This window comes from Rhizobium sp. Leaf384, from assembly GCF_001424065.1.
GTDB lineage: Bacteria > Pseudomonadota > Alphaproteobacteria > Rhizobiales > Rhizobiaceae > Ferranicluibacter.
Window position 1 is genome coordinate 1,421,422 of record NZ_LMQE01000001.1, and the last position, 23,369, is coordinate 1,444,790.

The following is a 23,369-nucleotide window of genomic DNA, read 5'->3' on the forward strand; positions in this document are numbered from 1 at the left end:
GGCCAGTGCTGTCAGATCTGCGGCGGAGGCAGAACGCTGGTCTCGGCCTCCTCCTTGGCGGTTTCCGGGCGCGGCTTTCGCTTCAGGTTGCGGCGGAGCATCGATGCGTCCGCACCGCCGATCGCAAAGGCCATCACGAAATAGACCAACATGGCCATGGCGATCAGAAGCATCAGCGCCGTCAGCTGGGTGACCAGATGTGCTTGCGGCGTAAGCCAATCGGCAAGATAAGCCGAGGCGAAGTGGAGCGCGATCGCCATGACGGCCGTTGCCGCGAGAAGGCGCAGGACGCGGGAAAAAAGGGCTGGCTCCCAGACCCAATGACCGCGGCGCACGAGCGTGACGAAGAGCAGCACCGTCGTCAGCCAGCCGGAGGCAGCTTCGGCCGTGGCAATGCCCCGTTCCCCATACAGCGGAAAGAGAGAGACCGCGAGCAGGCAGTTGAACGCGACCGAAATGCCGGTGAACCGCATCGGCGTCTTGGTGTCCTCCCGGGCAAAAAAGCCGGGATTGAGCGCCTTGATCATGACGAAGGCGGGAAGACCGAGGCCGTAGATCGCCAGCGTCGAGGCGACGGTGGCCGTGGTGGTCGGCGAGAAGGCGCCGCGCTCGTAAAGCACCCGGACGATCTCGTCGGAGATAACCCAGATCGCGCCGGCGGCCGGCAACGTGAGAAACAGGACGAACTCGAGAGAACGGTTCTGCAGGTTCGCCGCCTCCTTGAGCGCCCCGCCGCGGAGTGCGCGCGACAGCTCGGGCAGGAGCACAACCCCAACGGCGATCCCGACGACGCCGAGCGGCAACTGATAGACCCGATCGGCGTATTGCAGCACGGCAATGGCGCCGTCCTTTGTGGAGGCAATCATCTGCCCGATCAGCTGATTGATCTGGGTGATGCCGCCGGTGACCGCGGCGGGAAAGGCAAGCACGAGGAGGCGTTTGACATTCGGCGTATAGCGCGGACGGCGAAGGCCGAACCGCATGCCGGCATGGCGCACGCCCGCATAGAGCACGGCCATCTGCAGGATGCCGGCGATCAGCACGCCCCAGGAGAGATACCAGGCCGTCATCAGCGGATCGGCACCGGTCCACAGACCGTAGGCGAGCGCCGTGATCAGGGTCAGGTTGAGAAAGACGGGCGCGATAGCGGCCGCGAAATAATGGTGCAGCGAGTTCAGCATGCCCGACAGCATCGCCGTCAGCGACATGCACATCAGATAGGGAAACATGACGACGGCGAGCTTCACCGTGATGTCGAACTTCTCGGTATCGCCGACAAAGCCGGGCGCAATGATCGTCGAGACGATCAACGGCATGGCCAGTTCCATCGCGATGGTGATGACGAGCAGAACCGTGAAGAGGACGCCGAGGACTTCCTCGGAGAAACGCTTCGCACCATCGATGCCGTTCGCCTCGATTTCCTTGGCAAAGAGCGGCACGAATGCGGCGTTGAAGGCCCCTTCCGCAAACAGACGGCGGAAGAGATTGGGGAAACGAAAGGCGGCATAGAAAGCATCCGCCATCGGGCCCGTCCCGAGCGCTGCAGCCATCAGCGTTTCGCGGCCGAAGCCGAGCAGCCGGCTGCCGAGCGTGGCTCCGCCGACGGTTGCAAACTTGCGTGCGAGACTCATCCTTCGGCCTTCATCTTGCGGGGGCCAGCGGACCGCGAGGCCAAGGGCGCGGTGACAGCACCCTCGGGTACACGTCCTTCGGGTTTTTCGCCGTCCTGCATCTGGCCGTCCGGCGTCAGGGCCGAGGGGGCGGGCCCCTGGGCGATGATGCCGGTCGGCATGCGGTCGCGCACCTCGTCCGCCTGTTCGGCCATCACGGCCTTGAGGCGAGCGGTGATGTGGCCATGCCGCGTTTCGTTGGTGATCTTGGCGCCCACGAGGTCGGTGACGTAGAAGGTGTCGATGACCTTCTCGCCGAACGTGGTGATATGGGCGGAACGGATGTCGAGCGAGAGATCTGCAAGCACCGCCGTGATCTCGGACAGGAGGCCTGTCCGGTCGAGGCACTCGACCTCGATGACCGTGAACTTGTTCGACAGCGAATTGCTGATGGTGACGGCTGGCGGCACGGTGAAGGTCTTGTTGCGTTTGCGCCCTTTGGTGCGGCTGGCGATCACGCCCGGCAGATCCTTCTTGCCGGACAGCACGTCCTCGATCATCCGGCCGATGCTCGCGGCACGGCGCATTTCATCGTCATCGACCGTGAATTCGCGGTTGATGAGAATCGTATCGAGCGCGCGTCCGTCCGAAGTCGTGAAGATCTGGGCATCGACGATGTTGGCCCCGGCAGCAGCGCAGGCACCCGCAATGATGGCAAGCAGGCGCGGGTGGTCCGGCGCGAGAACCGTGATCTCGGTGATGGCATGGAACTGATGCGTGCGCACCATGGTCGCCAACGTCCGCTCGGCCTTGTCCGTCTCGCGGATGAACCGGGCATGGCGCACCTGGTCATCGAGCGACACCGAGAGAAGGTAGGGCTGATAGTGGAGCCGCGAATAGGTCTTGCGGTCTTTCTGGTTGAACTCGGCAAGCGCGTCGAAGAGCTGCGAGGCGGCATGGGCGGCCCGTTCCTTGCGCGGCACGTCCGAGAACCCGCCCGACAGCAGAAGCTCCGTTTCATAATACAGTGTCCGCAGAAGCTGACCCTTCCAGCCGTTCCAAACGCCCGGCCCCACGGCACGGATATCGCAGACCGTCAGGATCATCAGCATTTTCAGCCGATCGAGCGACTGCACGCGCTCGGCAAAGTCGAGGATCGTCTTGCGGTCGTTGAGATCGCGCGTCTGCGCCACCATCGACATCGTCAGATGTTCCTCGATGAGCCAGGCAACCGTTTCCGTCTGCTTGTGCGTCAGCCGAAGGCGGGGTCCGAGACGGCGTGCGAGCCTTGCGCCGGCTTGGGAGTGATCTTCCGGGCGACCCTTGGCGACATCGTGCAGGAGAACGGCGACATAGAGCGCGGTGCGCTCCTCCACCTGCGGCATGAGTTTGCCGGCCAGGGGATGGATGTCCTGGTCGAGCCCGCGATCGATCCGCGACAGCATGTCCACGGCCCGCAGAAGATGCTCGTCGACCGTATAATGGTGATACATGTTGAACTGCATCAGCGAGACGATACGGCCGAACTCGGGAATGAAGCGTCCGAGAACGCCGGCTTCGTTCATGCGGCGCAACACGAGTTCCGGGTCACGGCGGGACGTGAGGATGGAAATGAAGAGCCGGTTCGCCTCCTCGTTTTCGCGCAAGGCCGGCGTGATGAGGCCGAGCGACCGCGTCAGCTGCTTTAGCGCGGCCGGATGGAATTCCAGACCGTTGACATCGGCAATGTGGAAGAAGCGGATGAGGTTGACCGGGTCACGCCGGAAGATGTCCGGGCTCGCCAGCGCAATGCGGCCACCATCGTCGACGAATTCGAGCGAACCGGGGATCTTGCGCACGCGCCTGCGGAACCGGTTGATGACCGCGGAGAAGCCAGGCAACTCCTTGGCCTGCTGGTCTTCCAGCGCCGCGCAGAAGATGCGCGTGAGATCGCCGACATTCTTGGCGACCAGGAAGTAGTGCTTCATGAAGCGCTCGACGGATGTCATGCCGGGATGATCCTGATAGCCCAGGCTTTCGGCGATCTCCCGCTGGATGTCGAACGACAGACGTTCCTCGGCCTTCCCCGTCAGGAAGTGCATGTGGCAACGCACGGCCCAGAGGAAATCGTCGGATTTGCGAAACAAGTGGTATTCGGACCGCGAGAGCACGCCGAGCTTGACGAGATCGGCCGATTCCCGAACGCGGTAATAGTATTTTGCGATCCAGAACAGCGTGTGCAGATCGCGCAGGCCGCCCTTGCCTTCCTTGACGTTCGGTTCGACGAGGTATCGCGTATCGCCCGCCTTGCGGTGGCGTTCGTTACGTTCGGCGAGCTTGGCGGCGATGAACTGGGGGCCGGTGTTGCACACGATCTCGTCGTCGAACCGGGCTTCCAGATCGTCCACCAGTCCGACGCAGCCGCAGATCAGGCGCGCTTCGAGAATGGCGGTGCGGATCGTCATGTCCTCTTCCGAAAGACGGATGCACTCCTCGACCGTGCGGGTGGCGTGGCCGACCTTGAAGCCCATGTCCCACAGGAGATAGAGCATGTACTCGATCGCCGGCTCGCAGAAAGGCAGCTTCTTGGCCGGCAGCAGGAACAGGAGATCGATGTCGGAACCGGGCGCCAGCGTGCCGCGGCCATAGCCGCCGACGGCCGCCACGGCGATCTGCAGAGAGGGGGGCACGCTTGCGGCATTGAAGATGTGGTTCAGCACGAAATCGTGCAGGATCGCGATCAATCGGTCCTGAAGCCAGGAAATGCGTGCCGCACAGGCAAGCCCGCCGCCGTCCTTTTTCAGAAGTTCGTAGGCTTTGGCCCGTCCACGGGCGTTGGCGTCCTTGAGGGTGGCCAGCAGAGCCTGACGCATGGGATCGCGCTGCTCGGCATGTGCCGACGCGATGAAATCCACCTTGGCCTTGAGGGCTGTGATGTCCAGGATGTCGCTGAAGTCGATGTCCTGTCTCCTTGGCGCCGGCCGGATATAGTCCGGGCGCGCGATAGCTGCGTGCCGCTCCTTTGGCATCACACTCCGAACCTTCCGCCGTCCCGGCGTCCATGGGCCACCGGTCGCGGCTCGATCGTCGTTTGCGCCCGACCTCGATTTCCACGAGGCCTCAAGCGACTATAAGGCAAAACGATTGCCAAGACGTTTCCAGCTCGGCAGACCCCTTGCTTCCCATCGGGCAATGCTTCCAATCGGGCAATTGCGCCCTTTCGAAGGCGTTCCTAGGCTGCCTGCCTGACCCTGGGCTGGATATGCTCGCGACATGGCGGACACGTCAAGCCAGGCCGCACCGGATCGCGTACAGCGCCGACATTCGTCCAGGGCGTCACGAGAGCTGCTTCTTCAAGGCATAGAGCGCATCCATCGCCTCGCGCGGCGTCATGTCGTCGGGGTTGAGCCGCTTTAACGCGTCCTCGACTGCAGATGGCTTGGCGCGGGCACCCTCTTCCCGGCGGATCGCCACCTGAAAGAGAGGTAGGTCGTCGATCAGCTGACTTGCGGGGTTCTTCCTGTCGGCGTCCTCGAGCTTTGCCAACACGTCCTTTGCCCGCGCGACGACAGCCGCCGGCAACCCGGCCAGGCGGGCGACCTGGATCCCGTAGGAGCGATCGGCGGAGCCTGGCCCCACCTCGTGCAGGAAGATCACGTCGCCGTCCCATTCCTTGACGCGCATGGTGACGTTGGAGAGACGCTTCAGCTTTTCCGAGAGAACGGTCAGCTCGTGGAAGTGCGTGGCAAACAGGCCCCGGCACCGATTGGCCTCGTGCAGGTGCTCGACGGCCGCCCAGGCGATCGACAGGCCGTCGAAGGTGGCGGTACCCCGGCCGATCTCGTCGAGGATGACGAGCGAGCGATCTGTTGCCTGATTGAGGATGGCGGCCGTCTCGACCATTTCCACCATGAAGGTGGACCGTCCCCGCGCCAGATCGTCGGAAGCACCGACACGGGAAAACAGGCGATCGACGACGCCGATATGGGCGCTTGCGGCGGGCACATAGGAGCCCATCTGCGCCATGATGGCGATCAAGGCGTTCTGGCGCAGAAATGTCGACTTGCCGCCCATGTTGGGACCGGTCAGCAGCCAAAGCGCACCGTCGCCTTCCGACGACAGGGGCGAGAGATCGCAGGTGTTGGCGACGAAGGCGGCCGATGCCTGCCGGCGAAGCGCCTGCTCGACCACCGGATGCCGGCCGCCGTCGATCGCAAACATCTTCGATGTGTCGACCGTGGGACGTCGGTAATCCTGTTCCTCTGCCAGCACCGCAAGGCCGGCGGACACGTCGAGAACGGCCAGCGCCAGCGCGGCCGCCTTGATATCCTCGGCCGCGGCGATGACGGCTTCGACCATGCTGTCGAACGCGACAAGCTCGATGCCGAGCGCACGATCGGCTGCGTTGGCGATCTTGGTCTCGAGATCGGCAAGCTCGGTGGTGGTGAAGCGCATTGCGTTCGCCATGGTCTGGCGATGGATGAAACGGGCCTTGGCGCCCTCACCCTCCGTCATCGGTCCTGCGTTGCCGGCGGTCACCTCGATGAAGTAGCCGAGCACGTTGTTATACTTGATCTTCAACGAGCGGATGCCCGTTTCCTCGGCATAGCTCAATTGAAGCGCGGCGATCACCCGGCGGGACTGATCGCGCAAAGCACGCATCTCGTCGAGCTCGGGGTGGCAGCCATCGCGCAGGAAGCCGCCATCCCGCTTGAGAAGCGGCAGGTCATCGGCGAGCATGCCGGCGAGTTTCTCGGAAAGCTCGGACGGCAGCCGCGCAAGCGCGCCACGTGCGGCCTCCAGTTCAGCGGGAAGCTCGGACCGGCCGATCAGCCGAGCGATCTCCGACCCGGTACGAATACCGATGAGCACGGCCCCGAGATCCCGCGGCCCACCGCGCCCAAGGGAAAGCCGCGAGAGCGCGCGCGGCATGTCTGGCACATGCTTCAGCGCTGCACGCATATCCGCGCAAAGCGACGGCTGAGCGAGGATCGTCGCGATCGAATCGAGACGCGCGCGAATGCGGTCCGGATCGGTCAGCGGCGACATCAGCCGTTCGGCGAGAAGCCGCCCGCCGCCGCCGGTCACCGTTCGATCCAGAGCCCGCAGAAGCGAGCCATCCCGACTGCCCGAGAGTGTCTTCACCAGCTCCAGGTTTGCCCGCGTGGCAGGATCGATGAAGAGGGTCGAGGCGGCACTTTCGCGCTCGGGAATGTCGAGCGGCGGACGCTCGGCAAGCTGGGTCTTCTCGACATAGCCGACGGCGGCCGAGGCGGCAGCCAGTTCGGCGCGCGAGAACTGGCCGAAACCATCGAGGGTCTTGACGCCGTAATAGCGCGCCAGACGATTTTCGGCGGTTGCGCTGTCGAACAGAATGGCCGGCTGAGGAACCGCGACGCGACCGATGACGTCGAGCACGGGTCGCATCTCGGGGTCGTAAAACAACGTATCGGCAAGGATCAGCTCGCGCGGCTCGACGCGCAGGATATCGGCGAGAAGCCGTGTTTCCGTCGTCTCGGAAAGCCGGAAGATGCCTGTGGAAATATCGATCCAGGCGAGCGCGAAGACCGACTCGGCGCTGCCGCGCAGGCGGGCCATGGCCATCAGATAGTTGCTCTCCGACGCGACGAGCAGCTTTTCCTCGGTGATGGTTCCCGGCGTGACAAGACGCACGACGTCCCGCTTGACGACCGACTTCGAGCCTCGTTTGCGTGCCTCGGCCGGATCTTCCGTCTGCTCGCAGACGGCAACCCGAAAACCAAGACCGATCAGTTTCTGGAGATAGTCGTCGGCTGCGTGAATCGGCACGCCGCACATGGGAATGTCCTGCCCGAGATGCTGGCCGCGCTTCGTCAGGACAATCCCGAGCGCGCGGGAGGCTTCCAGCGCATCGTCGAAGAACAGTTCGTAGAAATCGCCCATGCGATAGAACAGGAGCGATCCGGGGTTATTGGCCTTGATCTCGATATACTGTTCCATCATCGGCGTCGCCTGCACGCGCACGTCCGGAGCCATGGAGGGTGGCGCAACCGTTGCTTCGGTCGTTGATGGGAAATGTGTCGTCAAAGTCTACCAGGTCTCGCTAAAAAAGCCGTTCACCGGCCAAAAAGACAGTGTCACCCTAGCGAACGGCGTCTATAGAAGACAACAAGAAAGCGCGGCTGGAGGTTGCCGCCCACAGAAGCTTGAGGGATCCGAGGGAGCATCGACATGGCAAACGAACGCAAGGCCCGTGCAGGCGGGACAGCCGTCACCGATCAGGAAGCGCTGGATTTTCACGCGCAGGGGCGCCCCGGCAAGCTCGAAATCACGCCGACGAAGCCGATGGCAACGCAGCGCGACCTGTCGCTGGCCTATTCGCCCGGGGTCGCCGTCCCCGTGAAGGCGATTGCGGCCGATCCGGCTACTGCGTACGACTACACGACCCGCGGCAACATGGTTGCTGTCATCTCCAACGGCACCGCCATTCTGGGCCTCGGCAATCTCGGCGCGCTTGCCTCCAAGCCCGTGATGGAAGGCAAATCGGTCCTTTTCAAGCGCTTTGCCGATGTCGACAGCATCGACCTCGAGGTCGACACGGAAGATGCCGATACCTTCATCAACTGCGTGCGCTACCTTGGGCCCTCATTCGGCGGCATCAACCTTGAGGACATCAAGGCCCCGGAATGTTTCATCATCGAGCAGAAGTTGCGCGAGATCATGGACATCCCGGTCTTCCACGACGACCAACACGGCACCGCGATCATCGCGACGGCCGGCCTGATCAATGCGCTCGAACTGACCGGCCGCGACCTGAAGACAACCCGGCTCGTCTGCAACGGCGCGGGAGCCGCGGCCATCGCCTGCGTCGAACTGGTCAAGTCGCTTGGTTTTGCGCCCGAAAACATCATCATGTGCGACACCAAGGGCGTGATCTATCAGGGTCGCACCGAGGGCATGAACCAGTGGAAGTCGGCGCATGCGGTCAAGACCGACAGGAGGACGCTGGAAGAGGCCATGGACGGCGCAGACGTCGTCCTCGGACTGTCGCAGAAGGGCGCCTTCTCGGAAAGCATGATCCGCTCCATGGCCCCGCGTCCCATCATCTTTGCGATGGCCAATCCCGATCCGGAAATCACGCCGGAAGACGTCGCCGCCATCCGTGACGACGCCATCATGGCGACCGGGCGTTCCGACTATCCGAACCAGGTCAACAATGTCCTCTGTTTCCCCTACATGTTCCGCGGTGCGCTGGACGTACGGGCAACCACGATCAACGAGGACATGAAGATCGCCGCTGCCCGGGCACTCGCGAGCCTTGCCAAGGAAGATGTGCCCGACGACGTCGCGGCGGCATATCAGGGCAACCGTCCTCGGTTCGGCGCGCAATATATCATACCCGTCCCGTTCGACCCGCGCCTGATCTCGTCTATTCCGGTCGCCGTCGCGAAAGCGGCGATGGAGAGCGGCGTCGCCCGCAAGCCGATTGCCGATCTCGCTGCCTACGGCCACCAGCTCTCGATGCGTCGCGATCCGATCGCCTCGACATTGGCCCGGATCTACGAGCGGGTGCGGCTTGCGCCGAAGCGCATCGTCTTCACCGAGGGCGAGGAACTGCCGATGATGCGTTCGGCCCTCGCCTATGCCAATCAGAAGCTCGGTACCGCGCTGCTGCTCGGCCGCGAGGACCGCATGCGCGAGACCGCAGCACGAGAAGGCATCGACCTCGATCGGCCGGGCATCAAGCTCGTCAATGCCCGGATTTCCGATCGCACCGGGGCCTATACGGATTATCTCTATGCCCGGCTGCAGCGCGAGGGATACCTGTTCCGCGATGCCCAGCGGCTGATCAACAATGATCGTAACCACTTCGCCGCCTGCATGGTCGCCCTGGGCGATGCCGACGGCATGGTCACGGGGATCACCCGCAACTACTCGACAGCCCTCGACGACGTCAGACGCTGCATCGACGCCAAGCCGGGACATCGGGTCATCGGCGTTTCCATCGCGCTCTGCCGGGGCCGCACGGTTCTGGTCGCGGACACGGCGGTGCATGACATGCCGTCGTCCGAAGAGCTGGCCGATATTGCCGTGGAAGCTGCAGGTCTCGCCCGACGCCTCGGTTACATCCCGCGCGTGGCGATGCTGGCCTATTCCACCTTCGGGCATCCCCACGGCGAGCGGTCGGATCGGGTCCGCGAGGCCGTGAAGATCCTTGACCGGCGGCGCGTCGATTTCGAGTATGACGGGGAAATGGCGGCCGATGTGGCACTGAACATGAAGGCCATGGAGCAGTATCCGTTTTGCCGTCTCTCAGGCCCTGCAACGGTCCTCGTGATGCCGGCGTTTCATTCCGCCTCCATTTCGACCAAGATGCTGCAGGAACTGGGCGGCGCCACGATCATCGGCCCGCTGCTGGTCGGCCTCGACAAACCGGTACAGATCGTCTCGTTGACGGCCAAGGATTCCGAGATCGTCAACATGGCGGCGCTGGCCGCCTACAATGCGGGGTGAAGGCGGGCCCCCGATACAGCGTACAATGCCTTCCCTTGCGGGAAGGCATCAGATCCGTGGATGCTTCCATCCCGCCGGGCGGTGAGATCGCAGACCTCGGGATTTCCCAGGTCTCTCTCTTCAAGCCTCAATCATCTGCAAAGATAGGTGGATCAACGCCCTCAGAGTGCGAAGCGGGTCGCGTCGGCGCCGTAGTAGTTGAGATACCGGCCGGCAATATTGGTGATCGGCAGGACGACGAGGATGTCCGTGGTGCGGAACGCTTCGTCGACAACGGCACCGTCACCGACCATGGCGCCGATGCGCAGATATCCCTTGATCAACGGCGGCATGGCCGAAAGCGCGGCGCGGGCCTGGATCGCCTCGACCGGCATGAGGTCCATGACGCGGTAAAGCTCCGGGCGCGCCGCCACCTGCCAGTCGCCGCTGGCTGGCACCGTGTGGTGCAGGAAGGACAACGCCAGTGCGTGATGTTCGGGAACGGTGCCGGGAAACGAGGCGCAGCCGAACATCGCATCGATGCCGTGCTTCAGCGCATAGGCCCAATTGCCCTGCCACAGAAGCTCCACGGTCCGTTTGGTACGATAGGACGGCAGGACGCAGGAGCGGCCGAGTTCCATGAACCGCTTGCCGGGGTGACGGGCGATCATGGGATCAACCAGGAATTCGGATGCCGAATAGAAGCCTTGCGCGGCCGCCGCGACGTCCTGACGCAAAAGGCGGTAGGTTCCGACGATCTGGGCTTCCGATTGCCCTGGAAGCGACGTGTCGAGCACGAGGAGATGATCGCAGACGGCATCCCAGCCATCGACGTCGCGGCCGATCCGGGCGGCATCCGCCGGGATGCGGGCGCCCATTTCCTCCACGAACACCTTGTAGCGCAGGGCCTGTGCGGCATCGATTTCCGAAGGGGTACGGGCGATCCGTGTTTCGAGCGGCCCGATGCGACCCAGAACGTCGCTGGCCGGTGCCGTCTCGCGTGACGGGCGGGCCCGCACAAGGGTCGGGCTCGCCACGGGCACGGACATGGTGCGCAGTGCCGAGATGGATTCCAGAATTTCGATCGTCATCGCAGATTACCCCTAATCGCGAGCACGCGCCTGCACGTAAACCGCGAACGCCGGGGAAAGAGGACGGGTATTTTCCCGCCATTTCCCGAATCACGCCCCGGCGGCGGTGTCAGTCCGCTTCCTGCAGGCGTTTAAGCATGTCACTGCAACAAGACCGTGACAAGGCTTGAGCAGCACTCATTAGCCGGCAATCAATCGAGCGACCAGCTCCACCAGCTGCCGGGGATCGGCGGGCTTTGCGAGAATGGCGTCCGCACCTGCCTGAAGCAAGGCGCTGTGGGTTTCAGGTCGACGGTCGGACGTCTGCACGATGACGGGAAGCCGCGAGCGGCCCTCTGTCGCCTGCTCGCGCAGACGCAGATGCCGCAGCATCGTCAGCGCGTCGCCAGATGGCATGTTGAGGTCCGTGATCAGGATCTTGAGTGCGGGTCCGTCTATGGTCGCCGCGGGCGATGTCCGTATAAGCATCTCGTCAAGGGCGGCAAAATCCACGACATGGCGTACGGCGTGTCCGGCGCGCTCCAGCGTGCGTTTCAGGATCGCGGCGTTGATCGGATCGTCCTCGCCCAGCAGGACGGTCGGCTCGACATGGGGGACAAAGGTGGATGCGACGTCGACGGCATCCCGAAGGATCGGACGATTGTCATTGATGGCGTCCCGAACCTCCATGCCCTTCAGCTGGCCTTTGAGCACCGCCACCAGCGAGCGCTCCCGCAGCGGGCGAATGAGCCAGGCATGGAACCCGTCGGTCTGGTGCAAAGGTTGCTGGATGCGCTCTTCCGGATTGGCCAGATAGGTCCGCCGCAGCGGGACGGCGTCGAGATCGGGCCTCTCGCTGCAGATCTTGCGGAAAAGGGCGGCACAGCGATGATCAACGATGAGGTCGGTCAACCGCTCGCCATTCTCTGCATCCGTTGCCGCCTGCAGGAGGCGCTCGGCCTCGGCCGCTGTCGAGGCGACGCGGCAGCGACCGCCAAGCGTTTCGACGGTTGCGGCCAGGGCATCGGATGCTGGGCCCTTTGGCGCGATCAGCAGGACACGGGACGTGGAAAGCGTGCGGCTGCGGGCCGAAGCGAGCGGAAGGCGCGAGGTCTGCAGGGGAAAGCGGATTTCAAAGAGGCTGCCCGACCCCAAGCGGCTGGAGACGGAGATATCGCCTCCGAACGCCTGCGCGATCCGTCGTGATATGGCAAGGCCCAGACCGGTGCCGCCCGCCTGTGCGGCCGTCGTGCCAGCCTGTTCGAAGGCGTCGAAGATGCGGGACTGATCGCCGGCCGTCATGCCGGGCCCGGTGTCCGTGACACGCAGCACGAGCGTACCCTGCTGCTCGGCGCAGCTGACGAGCACGCCCCCGGTCGTCGTAAACTTGACGGCGTTGCCCACGACGTTGAACAGGATCTGCTTCAGGCGCGGTCCATCGATCGACAGCATATCAGGCACGTCTGCCGCGATCGTGGACGCAATTTCGATTCCCTTGGCGTGCGCGCGATGCGACAGCATCTCCACCACGCTTTCGATCAGCGGACGCAGATCCTGCCGCGTCGGGCGCAGAACGAACCGCCCGGCCTCCATGGAGGCGCAATCCAGCAGATCGTCGACGAGCTGTACGAGGTCATGGCCGGACTGGCGCATGCCGGCAAGATAGTTTGCCTGCTGCGGCGTGAGCCGCGTCTGGTCGAGAAGGTCGCTCATGCCGAGAATACCGGAAAGCGGCGTGCGGATCTCATGGCTGACGGTGGCCAGAAGGTGGGATTTTGCCTGGCTTTCGGCTTCGACCCGTCGCAGCGCCGCTTCGTTGTTGCGCGCCGCGCTGACATTGTCGGTGATATCGCGGCCGACGCTGATGATGCGCAGGGTGCCCGACCCGGGGTCGCGGGTCAGCACATCGTGCCAGTCGTAACAGCGCGACCCTTCCGCCGTCCGGAACTCGACCGTGTAGCGACCCGAGGTGCCGATCGGGCGCAGATCAAGCCCGAAGGCCGCGCACTCCCGACCTTCGGGCGCCGGCGAACCGGTCAGCGCGCGGAAGGTTTCGTTCGCCTCGAGAATGCGGCCTTTCGCATCGCGCAGAATGGCCATGTCACCGAGCGCATCATGGAGCGAAAACCTTGCCGTGCTTGCTTCGCGCGCCTCCCACGCACGGTCGCCCGCCCCTTCCGCTAGCGCGCTGCCTTCGCGACGCCCATCGCGCCACAGAAGGGCAATCCCCGCAAGACCCGCCAAAGCCAGGCACAGAGGAAGCAGGAGGAGATCCGTCTGCAGGCCGACAGCAAGAAGTGCGGCCGAGGCAACGATACCGACACCGGCGATCGCAGGGCGAATGGCGCTGAGACGCGTGCTGCCGGAAGGCAGGTCTGCGACGGTGAGCGGGGAGATGTCGAGCTCGGGGAAAGCTGCACGTGGGCGGACCGGGTCGTGCACAGCCTCCTGCTCCTCCGCAGGGGCTCGCGACAGGTGCTCGATGATCGTGCGCTGCAGTCTGAAAGGCTCGCTCATCCGCCTTGCCTATCATGCAGCAGTTGGCAATGCTTTCAGCCGGTCGCTTGCATTTTATCGGTCGCGCTTTTTCGCCTGCAGAATTTCGTCCAGCACGATCGCGCCGGCGCCGACGGAGATGAAGGCATCCGCGAGATTGAAGACGGCGAAGGACCAGGTCTCCGTATAGAACAGGATATAGTCGATCACATAACCGTACAGAAACCGGTCGACGAGATTGCCGAGCGCGCCGGCAATGATCATGGCATAGCCGAGATGGGCAAAGAAGCGGTCCTTCGGCGTCTTGCGCCACAGCCAGAGCACGAAGGCGACCACGACAAGGCGCATGCCCACGATGAACCAGCCTTCCATGCCGGACAGCATGGAGAAGGCGACGCCGTAATTGTACACCCGATAGAGCGCCAGCATGGGGATGACATGAACGGCCTCCTCCATCGGCAGGTAGGCCTCCACCGCCTGCTTGACCGCCTGATCGAGCAGAAGCGCGACGATGATGAAGATCGCAATCGGCCAGGGGCGCGAAAACAGGGTCGGACGGATACCGGGTGCGGTCCTGGAAGTTGGCGTCTGGGTTTCGGTCATCCGCGGTCGTCCAGTGTCAGCAGATGGCGCCGGGCCTCGAACAGCATGACGCCGGTGGCAATCGCAAGATTGAGCGAGTCCGCGCGCCCTGCCTGGGGTATGCGGGCGAGCCTGTCGGCCTTTGCCGCAAGTTCATCCGGCAGTCCGGCCTGCTCGTTGCCCATCAGGACGACGACCGGGCGCGGGCGGTAGTCGATGGTGCGATAGTCGACCGCACCGGCCAGATGGGTGCCGACGACCATGACCCCCGCCGACCTCTGCCATGCCAGGAACTCCGACACCGTCGCGCGGAACACGGGCACCGCGAAGACGGAGCCCATGGTCGCCCGCACCGTTTCGAGCGAGAAGGGGTCCGTGGTCTCGCCGATCAGGATCACGCCGGAAACGCCGGCCGCATCCGCCGTGCGGATGATGGTGCCGAGATTGCCGGGATCGCGCACCCGGTCGAGCGCCACATAGGTCTCGCTGGCTTGCGGCCTGATGTCTTTCAGAGTGCCATAGCGCTGTTCGAAGACGCCGACGACCATTTGGGGATTGTCCCGCCGTGTCACGGTGGCGATGACCTTTTCGCTGACCTCCAGCACGAGGCCACCCCGCGCCACGGTGCGGGCGGCGATGTCGTCCACGGGCTTCTTGCCCTTCGCGGCCTTGGCGTAGACCAGCGTGCGGATCGTCCAGCCAAGGTCGACCGCATCGATGACAAGCTTCAGGCCTTCCGCGATAAACGTGCCGCTCTCGTCGCGCGCCTTCTTCTGGGTAAGCGCACGGATGTCCTTGATGATCGGGTTGGCGAGGCTTGTGACCTCCTTCACCTGTCCGACCCGGCCCTCTCCACGTCCAACCTGTCCACGCGGGTTGCCGTCACTGTATTCGATGCTCATTTCGGGACCCACCGGCTGAAGAGAGACGTGGACAGCGCGCGGCCGACGCCGGATTCGTCATCCTGTTTCACGCTTGCGGTTTCGCGCAGGATCAGTTCGCCGGATTCGACAACGCCGCCGCGACCACGCATGACTTCGCGCATCAGTTCGTGGATCGAATAGAAGCTCGCCCGGATGGAATAGGCCGTCAGCACGAAGCCGCGCGCGTCGTCGGACAAAAGCTCGCGGCAAATGTCGAGCATGCCGGCGAGATGATCGAAGAGGTGCCAGACTTCGCCGTTCGGACCACGTCCGAACTTGGGCGGATCGGTCAGGATGATGTCGTAACGGCTGCCGCGGCGCTCCTCGCGCTGGATGAACTTCATCGCGTCGTCGCAGATCCAGCGGATCGGCAAAGCCTCGGCCCGCCCCAATGCCTGGTTCTCGCGACCCCAGCCGATCGCCTTCTTCGACGCATCGACATGCGTCACCTCCGCGCCGGCCTTCGCCGCAATCAGCGATGCGACACCGGTATAGCCGAAGAGATTGAGCACTTTCAGGGGCCGGCCGGCCGATTCCACCTGGGCCTTCATCCACCGCCAGTGCGCCAATTGCTCGGGGAAGACGCCGACATGGCGGAAAGACGTGAAGCGGCCATAAAACTCGGCGTCGAGCAGCCGCATCGGCCAGGTCTCGCCCAGCATCTCGCGCGGAAAGCGCCAGCGGCCCATGCCATCCTCGTCGGTATCGCCGGTGAAGACCGCATCCGCCCGCTCCCAGAGCGCGGCCTGCGACTTCGGCCACAGCGCTTGCGCTTCGGGACGCACGATCGTGTAGGGGCCGTACTGCTCGAGCTTGAGAGCCTCGCCGCTGTCGATCAGGCGATAATCAGCCTCCGCTGCGGTTTCCAGAATGACGGGCACGCGCTGTCCGGGCTTTTCGCCAGAGCGCGGACGCATGGTCACGGACGGCGCCGATGTCGGCTCGATGGAGGACGGCCCGGACAGGGACGGTTGCGGCCGGCTCGACGAGCGCTGCCCGTGCGGCTCCTGTCTCGACAGTTTGGGGCCGGCTTTTAGATCCTGCGCACCAAGGCCTGCGTCCGGGCGCGCCGGGACCATCGGCGGTCCCTTGCGAGACGGACCGGATTTCGGGGGAGCCTTGCCGGGCGCTCGTCTCTGCTTGTCCTTCAAGGGGCGTCATTTCCCGTTCTTCAGCGTGTGGCGTGCAAATAGCATCGCTGTTGCTCTTGGCAAAGCGGTTTCCACCCGTAGATTTCCGTCGTAGCTGCGGCCAGGTGGACATCTCTCCGAGAATGGCGGCAGCGAGGCTTGAGATCGAGGAGAGTTTTCATGGACATGACCGGTGAAGAGCGGATCGCCGCGCCGCGCGATGCCGTCTGGGCGGCCCTGAACGATCCCGAGGTTCTCAAAGGCTGCATACCCGGCTGCACGCTCCTCGAATGGACATCTCCAACGACGCTGGATGCCGTGGTGACGGTCAAGTTCGGCTTCATCACCATGGCGTTCTCGGGCGTGATCGCGCTCACAAACATGAATCCGCCCGAGAGCTACACGATCTCGGGCGAGGGAAAGGGCGGCCTTGCCGGATACGCAAAGGGCGGCGCGGATGTGCGGCTCGTGGACGATGGCGACGAGACCATTCTGCATTACGCCATCGTCGCCGACGTGTCCGGCAAGATTGCGTCCCTCGGGTCGAAGCTCGTGCAATCCGGCGCAAACCGGATCGCAAGCCGCTTCTTTTCCGATTTTACGGCAGCGGCCAACGCCAAGGCGGCACGGAGCTGAGGTTATTTCTGCTGGGCCGCCAGCATCGTCTGGCTCGACCCTGGGAATGCCGGGCGATCGGCGGCGGGGCTCGAGGCCTGGGCCGAGACGATCGCCTCCTGCTGCAGGCGACGCTTTTCAGCCTCGGTGTGCCACTTCAGCGCTTCCTTTGCCTCGACGCGCGACCGCTTGCGATACTTGCCCTGGCTGAACCAGACGGCGCAGGCACCGATCACGAGGCCGAGGATCACGGCCAGAAACAGGAAGACGAAGAACGGACCCGAGATGGCCAAAACCGTGTCGGCAGGATCGAACGGGTTGAACCCGAGCGTCACCTGCTGGCGGTTCGCGACGCAGAGCACGACCAGAACGATCCCGAGCGGCACGAGAACGACGATGTTCAGAATTTTACGCAACATGTGAGCCGGTCTCCGCGTCTGTCAGGGCCTGACGACAAGATGGGCGCCAAGCGCGCCGGGTCAAGATCATGCGATCATAAGCGCATCCGGCAATCGCGCGATCAGTCTTCGTCTTCCTCGTCGACATCCGCGTCGGAACCGGGGTTCAGCCGCTCGCGCAGCTCCTTGCCGGTCTTGAAGAACGGCACCCATTTTTCCTCGACGAAGACGCTGTCGCCCGTGCGCGGGTTGCGGCCGGAGCGGGAGGGTCTATTCTTGACAGAGAAGGCGCCAAATCCGCGCAACTCGACACGGTTGCCGCCTGCCAGAGCGTCCGTAATCTCATCGAGAACGGCGTTGACGATGTTCTCGACATCGCGGTGATAGAGGTGCGGGTTTCGAGCCGCCACGATCTGCACCAGTTCCGACTTGATCACCCTCTGCCCCCTCTTGACGACGTTCTTCGCGATACGCCCGTCATCCGCGGGCAGACGATCGAGATCCTTTCGCGGACCGGACACGCTCGGGCGCGGGTTGCCCCGCGCGCCGCGTCTCTCAATCGCGGCCAACCTGCCAAACGGAAACGAGACCGTCAAGAAACAACTTGTCCTGAGCCAGATTTCCCGAAAACGGAAAACCGTCAAATCCCAACGATTTGGCAAAGATTGCGGCCATCGAACCCAGCCCGAACGGAAGGCCGCTCTCCGGCTTTTCCCAATCGACGATCGGCAGGGTGTCGGCAACGTCCCGGCTTTTGAGATAGTCGCGGATGGCGTCGTCGCCGCCGAGCTCGTCGATCAGCTTCAGGTCGACCGCCTGGCGTCCGGTAAAGATGCGCCCGTCGCCAAGGCTGAGGGCTTGCTCGCGCGGCATTTCCCGGCGTTCGGCAACGAGGTCCACGAACCAGGCATAGCTGTCGTTGATCATTGCCTGGATCACGGCCTTTGCCGCATCGCTCGGTGGATGGAACGGCGATGGCTCGGCCTTCAGCGGGGCGGACTTGATCTCCTCGAGCGACACCCCGATCTTGTCGAGCAATGTCTTCACCTGCGGATACTGGAAAATCACGCCGATGGAGCCCGTGATGGACGTATCGCCGGCAATGATCCGATCGCCCGCCAGCGCGACCATGTATCCTGCAGACGCCGCCAAGGTGCGAACGTCGGACACGACAGGTTTTTTCTCTGCAACCTTGCGGATCGCATCATAGAGCGTCTCGCCGCCGAAGGTGGAGCCGCCGGGCGAGTTGATGCTGACGATCAAGGCTTTCACATGGTCGGCCTTGGCGATGCGGTCGAGCCGCTCGATCAGCTCGCGATCGTCCAGGATGACGCCGGAGACGGTGATGCGCGCGACCTGGCTCGCGCCGAGCACGCCGGAGCGCGACTGCGCAATGCCGACATAAAGGCCGATGCCGACCAGCACGATGAGGCCGATCGCCACGAGGCGCCAGAAGCCGAGCTTGCGACGAAGCTGTCGCCGGTCGACGAATGCAAGAGGATCCATTCCACATTTCCCTGTTCAGCGCGCAGCAGCAAAAGCTCGCACCGGATGTTCCGGCGATGATTCCTACTGCATAACGAGGCGAACCGGTATCTTCGCGCGCGGAAAAAATCCCGGGCGTAGAGAGGCACGCGTGACGTTTGCAACCCGTCTTGCGAACGCTTGCCGTCCGCAACGACAAAGAATTCTCCGCCTCCATTGTGTGGAGACATAAAAATCTCCATATTCACGCCTCTTGACACCATAGGCTGGCAACGTCTGGACCCCGACGTCGTCCGACCCCTGGATTAACGGAACCGCTCATGGCGAACGATGTGCATTTTCCCGGCGCCCTGCCGCATACGGGGCCGACGGTCAACGACGCCTATGAACGGGCGGCCCGGCATTCGCGCCGTGTCAAGCGGCTGAAGATCGTCCTGCCGATCGTTGCCGTCATTATCGCCGTCATCTTCGCTGCCGTATCCATCATCCGCACCATGCTGCCGGAAGAGCTGCACATCGAGAACGCGACGATCGAGAACGGCAAGATCGTCATGCAGAATCCCGCGATTTCCGGGCGGAACAAGCAGGATATCAGCTATTCGATGAAGGCTGAGCGGGCGCTGCAGGATATCGCCAATCCCGACCTGATCACGCTGGAGAAAATCCATGCAGAGATGCCGGTCAACGACAAGACGATCGCCACCGTGGACGCGACGAGCGGGCTCTATGATCGCGGCGGCAATACGCTCGACATGAACGCTCCCTTTACGATCTCCATGAACAATGGGGTCATCGCCGATTTCCAGGCCGCCTATCTGGATATCAATGCGGGCGAGATGTTGAGCAAGACGCCAATCGCCATCCGGATGTCGGGTGGGTCGATTGTTGCGCAACAAATGAGAATGACGGATAAAGGGCGGGTAATCTCCTTTGAAGGCATGGTGAAGGTTGTCGTCGAGCCGAGCACCATACGCAAGAACGCAAATTAGGACCCGGTGCACCCCATGTCGACCCTCCATGCCTCTCTTCCCCGCCGCAGCCTCTCGCTTTTCGGCCTCCTCGCCTCCTCGATGGCCTGCCTGTGTCTGACCTTCCTGCCGGCCGTCGCCCAGCAGAAGAGCAAAATGAGCGGCATGAAGCTCTCCAACGATCAGCCGATCCAGATCGAGAGCGACAAGCTGGAGATCAAGGATCCCGAAAGCAAGGCGATCTTCACCGGCAACGTGAAGGTGGTCCAGGGTGCGACGACGCTGCAGGCCGGCAGCATGGTCGTTTACTACAAGTCTGGTGGCGGCTCGATTTCCGGCGGCAATGCCGAAATCGACCGGATCGAAGTCAACAACAAGGTTTTCCTGCAGTCGGGGACGCAGCAGGCGACGGCCGATAGCGGCCAATTCAACATGGCCGCGCAAACGCTCGTGCTGAAGGGCAAGCAGGTGGTGCTGTCGGAAGGCAAGAACGTGTTCAGCGGATGTCAGCTCAACGTCCAGATGGAGACGGGAGAAGCACAGCTGGAATCCTGCGGTGGCCGCGTCCAGATCCAGCTCGATCCGAAATCCCAGAAGACCAACTGACGCAGCCCCAGACCGTGAACATTCCCTTCAAGCGCAAGCGCGGCGCCGAGCCGGCCGGTTCGTCCTTTACCAAGGACCTCGGCACAGCCGTATTCGATGACAGAACCCCCGAGGAAAAGGCTCGGTATGACGGCACGCTGATCGCCCGCGGCCTGACCAAAAGCTATCGCGACCGCAGGGTGGTGAACGGCGTCTCGCTGGTGGTCCGCCGCGGTGAGGCAGTCGGCTTGCTTGGACCGAACGGTGCCGGCAAGACCACGTGCTTCTACATGATCACAGGTCTCGTCCCGGTCGATGAGGGAACGATCGAGATCAACGGCAACGACGTCACGTCCATGCCGATGTATCGACGTGCGCGGCTGGGCGTCGGCTACCTGCCGCAGGAAGCCTCGATCTTCCGCGGGCTTTCGGTCGAAGACAATATCCGTGCCGTGCTGGAGCTGCATCAGCCGAAGCGTGCAGCACAGGACGCCAAGCTGAATGCACTGCTCGAGGAGTTTTCCATCACGCATCTGCGCAAGGCGGCAGCGATCTCGCTCTCGGGCGGCGAGCGGCGACGGCTGGAAATCGCGCGCGCGCTGGCCACCGACCCGACCTTCATGCTGCTCGATGAACCCTTCGCAGGCGTCGATCCCATTTCGGTCGCTGACATCCAGGCACTCGTGCGCCATCTTACATCGCGCGGCATCGGCGTCCTGATCACCGACCACAATGTCCGCGAGACACTGGGACTGATCGATCGCGCCTATATCATCCATGCCGGTGAGGTGCTGACTCACGGTCGCGCCAACGACATTGTGACCAATCCCGATGTGCGCAGGCTCTATCTAGGCGACAACTTCAGCCTCTAGGCGGGGAAAGCATGGACGACGACGTCCATGCTTTCAGAGGCCCCTGAGGGGTCTCTGCCGGGCCTTGACGCCGTCTCGCGATTGCGCGACGTTCGACAGCGAGGTCGCGGGGCAGACGCTAAGCTTGCGTCCGCCTATCCGTGCCGCAGCCGGCCTGAAAGCGGGACCGCATATCTCTTGCCGCCCGTTGAAGCCCATCACGGGCGTCGCGCGGTAAACGTATCAATTTTATTACAGCCGCTTGACCAAACCTCCGTTATAAGCAATTTTCGGGCCAGTTGACGAAGCTGGGCGAGATTTCGCGTAAAGGCGGTGATCGCGTCCGACACCCGGAGCGTTGCGCGTCATCGTCCTGACCCCGACGTTGCTCTATTGCTTCGAGCTGATGCAAGGTCGCGATGCCGTTTCCGGTCTTGCGATGTCTGACGTAGGGAGTTTTGCGTTTATGGCACTTTCGGCCAGCCTCTATCTGCGCCAGTCCCAGAGCCTGGCCATGACGCCGCAGTTGATGCAGTCGATCCAGCTGTTGCAGATGACGCATTTCGAACTGACCCAGTTCATCGAGCAGGAGGTCGAGAAGAACCCCCTGCTCGAATTCGTATCCGACGCCACGCAATCAAGCGACATCACGCAGGACGACGCGTCGCCGGACCATCGCGACGCCGACGCGTTCTCCGGCATCACAGACGTCTACGACGGCACGACGCGTGACGATGCGCTGCGCATGAGCGAAACGCTCGACGCGACCTTCGAGAACGTTTTTCAGGACGACACGGCGCCGCAGCGGGCCGACGCCCCAGAGCTGCTCAGCCAGTGGAAATCCATGTCCGGCGGAGGCAACGGGGAAACGAGCGACGGTTATGACCTCGAGGACTTCGTCGCCAACCGGTTGACCCTGCGCGACGTCTTGACCGAGCAGTTGATCCTCAGCGTCCGCGATGCCCGCGACCGGATGATCGCTCAGGCACTGATCGACCAGATCGACGACACGGGCTATCTCCACGCAGACACGACCGAGATTGCCGAGCGGCTCGGCTGCACGGCGCTGGACGTGGAGACCGTGCTGGCCACGCTGCAGCGGTTCGATCCGCCCGGCGTCTTCGCCCGCAGCCTCAGCGAGTGCCTGGCGATCCAGCTCCGCCAGAAGAACCGGCTGGATCCGGCCATGTCGGCCCTGATCGGCAATCTCGAGCTTCTGGCACGCCGGGACTTTGCCACGCTGAAGAAACTCTGCGGCGTGGACGAGGAAGACTTGATCGACATGCTCGGCGAGATCCGCAAGCTCGATCCGAAACCGGGCACGAGCTTCGAGATGACGCCCTGCGAGGCGATCGTGCCGGACATCGTCGTGCGTGAGGCCTCCGACGGGACCTGGGCGGTGGAATTGAACCCCGAGACGCTGCCGCGCGTTCTCGTCAACCAGGTCTACTACACGACAGTATCGCGCCATGCGCCCAAGAACAGCGGCGACCATGCCTTCCTGTCGGAGTGCCTGCAGACGGCCAACTGGCTGACGCGAAGCCTCGACCAGCGCGCCAAGACCATCATGAAGGTGGCCACCGAGATCGTCCGCCAGCAGGATGCCTTCCTCATCAATGGCGTCGATCACCTGCGGCCGCTCAACCTCAAGACCATTGCCGACGCCATCAAGATGCATGAGTCGACGGTCAGCCGCGTGACCTCGAACAAGTACATGATGACACCCCGCGGGCTGTTCGAGCTCAAATACTTCTTCACCGTGTCGATCGGCTCGGCAGAAGGCGGCGACAGTCATTCGGCGGAGTCGGTACGCCACCGCATCCGCAACATGATCGTCCTCGAGAGCCCGGACGCCGTGCTGTCGGACGATGATATCGTCGAGATCCTGAAAAAGGGCGGCGTCGATCTCGCACGCCGGACGGTCGCAAAATATCGTGAAGCGATGAACATCCCTTCCTCGGTGCAACGGCGACGTGAAAAGCGCGCCATGGCAAAGGTTTCTGCCTGAAAGTCGACAAGATCCGCGTGCACCGCAGCATCGAAACACGCTCAGGCTGTTCGGCCTTCATTGACATTTGTTAACGGCACGCTTATAGGGCGCGCCGACAGTTACGATTGATCGGCTTCTTTCTCCCCTCTCCCGGACATCGTCGATCACGCGCAAAGTGAAAACGGCTGCGTGAAAAGCTTGGAGGTGGAAGGCGC

Annotated in this window: 15 protein-coding genes and 2 pseudogenes; 6 read left to right on the top strand and 11 right to left on the bottom strand. The window is 63.2% G+C overall.

The annotated features are described in order from the left end of the window. Window positions 1-11 precede the first annotated feature (11 nt). The 3 genes and pseudogenes from murJ to mutS form a co-directional block, all read right to left on the bottom strand. The gene (gene murJ, locus ASG25_RS06510) at window positions 12-1,631 is read right to left on the bottom strand and encodes a murein biosynthesis integral membrane protein MurJ (RefSeq protein ID WP_062470844.1); all 1,620 of its coding nucleotides are present in this window, start codon (window positions 1,629-1,631) and stop codon (window positions 12-14) included. Window positions 1,632-1,771: 140 nt separating this feature from the next. Beyond that, window positions 1,772-4,618 (bottom strand): annotated as a pseudogene (locus ASG25_RS06515) ([protein-PII] uridylyltransferase); the annotation flags it as partial. 307 nt (window positions 4,619-4,925) lie between these two features. Beyond that, window positions 4,926-7,580: pseudogene (gene mutS, locus ASG25_RS06520) on the bottom strand (DNA mismatch repair protein MutS); the annotation flags it as partial. Between the two features lie 219 nt (window positions 7,581-7,799). Between mutS and ASG25_RS06525 the strand changes: the two are divergent. Continuing rightward, window positions 7,800-10,082: an NADP-dependent malic enzyme gene (locus tag ASG25_RS06525; RefSeq protein WP_062470850.1), complete on the top strand. Its 2,283-nt coding sequence runs from the start codon at window positions 7,800-7,802 to the stop codon at window positions 10,080-10,082. Between the two features lie 161 nt (window positions 10,083-10,243). On the opposite strand, the gene ASG25_RS06530 is transcribed toward ASG25_RS06525, so the two are convergent. The 5 genes from ASG25_RS06530 to ASG25_RS06550 all read right to left on the bottom strand — a co-directional run bounded on the left by ASG25_RS06530 (window position 10,244) and on the right by ASG25_RS06550 (window position 16,211). Then, window positions 10,244-11,110 carry a GNAT family N-acetyltransferase gene (locus ASG25_RS06530; protein WP_082480002.1) on the bottom strand — a complete coding sequence of 289 codons (867 nt, stop codon included), beginning with the start codon at window positions 11,108-11,110 and terminating at the stop codon, window positions 10,244-10,246. A gap of 222 nt (window positions 11,111-11,332) precedes the next feature. Then, window positions 11,333-13,648, bottom strand: coding sequence for an ATP-binding protein (locus tag ASG25_RS06535; RefSeq protein WP_082479940.1), 2,316 nt, complete (start codon window positions 13,646-13,648; stop codon window positions 11,333-11,335). A 54-nt stretch (window positions 13,649-13,702) separates the two neighbouring features. Next, window positions 13,703-14,230: a signal peptidase II gene (gene lspA / locus ASG25_RS06540; protein ID WP_062470856.1), complete on the bottom strand. Its 528-nt coding sequence runs from the start codon at window positions 14,228-14,230 to the stop codon at window positions 13,703-13,705. Further along, the gene (locus ASG25_RS06545) at window positions 14,227-15,111 is read right to left on the bottom strand and encodes an RNA methyltransferase (protein ID WP_062470859.1); all 885 of its coding nucleotides are present in this window, start codon (window positions 15,109-15,111) and stop codon (window positions 14,227-14,229) included. The genes lspA and ASG25_RS06545 overlap by 4 nt, the downstream gene beginning before the upstream one ends. Then, window positions 15,108-16,211: a class I SAM-dependent rRNA methyltransferase gene (locus tag ASG25_RS06550; RefSeq protein WP_082479941.1), complete on the bottom strand. Its 1,104-nt coding sequence runs from the start codon at window positions 16,209-16,211 to the stop codon at window positions 15,108-15,110. Before ASG25_RS06550 ends, ASG25_RS06545 begins: the two co-directional genes overlap by 4 nt. 231 nt (window positions 16,212-16,442) lie before the next feature. Here ASG25_RS06550 and ASG25_RS06555 point away from each other — a divergent pair, with 231 nt between their 5' ends. Continuing rightward, window positions 16,443-16,898 (top strand): carbon monoxide dehydrogenase subunit G, encoded by a 456-nt coding sequence (locus ASG25_RS06555; protein ID WP_062470865.1) that lies wholly within the window; start codon window positions 16,443-16,445, stop codon window positions 16,896-16,898. A gap of 2 nt (window positions 16,899-16,900) precedes the next feature. On the opposite strand, the gene ASG25_RS06560 is transcribed toward ASG25_RS06555, so the two are convergent. The 3 genes from ASG25_RS06560 to sppA form a co-directional block, all read right to left on the bottom strand. Beyond that, window positions 16,901-17,296, bottom strand: a complete 396-nt coding sequence (locus tag ASG25_RS06560; RefSeq protein ID WP_062470868.1) for a hypothetical protein — start codon at window positions 17,294-17,296, stop codon at window positions 16,901-16,903. Window positions 17,297-17,397: 101 nt separating this feature from the next. Next, on the bottom strand, window positions 17,398-17,712 hold the full coding sequence (locus ASG25_RS06565) for an integration host factor subunit beta (protein WP_062472306.1): 315 nt from the start codon (window positions 17,710-17,712) through the stop codon (window positions 17,398-17,400). Between the two features lie 118 nt (window positions 17,713-17,830). Beyond that, the gene (gene sppA / locus ASG25_RS06570; RefSeq protein WP_062470871.1) at window positions 17,831-18,781 is read right to left on the bottom strand and encodes a signal peptide peptidase SppA; all 951 of its coding nucleotides are present in this window, start codon (window positions 18,779-18,781) and stop codon (window positions 17,831-17,833) included. A 299-nt stretch (window positions 18,782-19,080) separates the two neighbouring features. Between sppA and lptC the strand changes: the two genes are divergently transcribed. The 4 genes from lptC (at window position 19,081) to rpoN (ending at window position 23,172) form a co-directional block, all read left to right on the top strand. After that, the gene (gene lptC / locus ASG25_RS06575; protein WP_062470874.1) at window positions 19,081-19,749 is read left to right on the top strand and encodes an LPS export ABC transporter periplasmic protein LptC; all 669 of its coding nucleotides are present in this window, start codon (window positions 19,081-19,083) and stop codon (window positions 19,747-19,749) included. Between the two features lie 15 nt (window positions 19,750-19,764). Continuing rightward, the gene (locus ASG25_RS06580; RefSeq protein WP_062470877.1) at window positions 19,765-20,334 is read left to right on the top strand and encodes an LptA/OstA family protein; all 570 of its coding nucleotides are present in this window, start codon (window positions 19,765-19,767) and stop codon (window positions 20,332-20,334) included. Between the two features lie 14 nt (window positions 20,335-20,348). After that, window positions 20,349-21,185 carry an LPS export ABC transporter ATP-binding protein gene (lptB, locus tag ASG25_RS06585; protein ID WP_062470880.1) on the top strand — a complete coding sequence of 279 codons (837 nt, stop codon included), beginning with the start codon at window positions 20,349-20,351 and terminating at the stop codon, window positions 21,183-21,185. Between the two features lie 445 nt (window positions 21,186-21,630). After that, a complete protein-coding gene (rpoN, locus tag ASG25_RS06590; protein ID WP_062472308.1) occupies window positions 21,631-23,172 on the top strand; it encodes an RNA polymerase factor sigma-54 in 1,542 nt (513 codons plus the stop codon). Window positions 23,173-23,369: the final 197 nt, after the last annotated feature.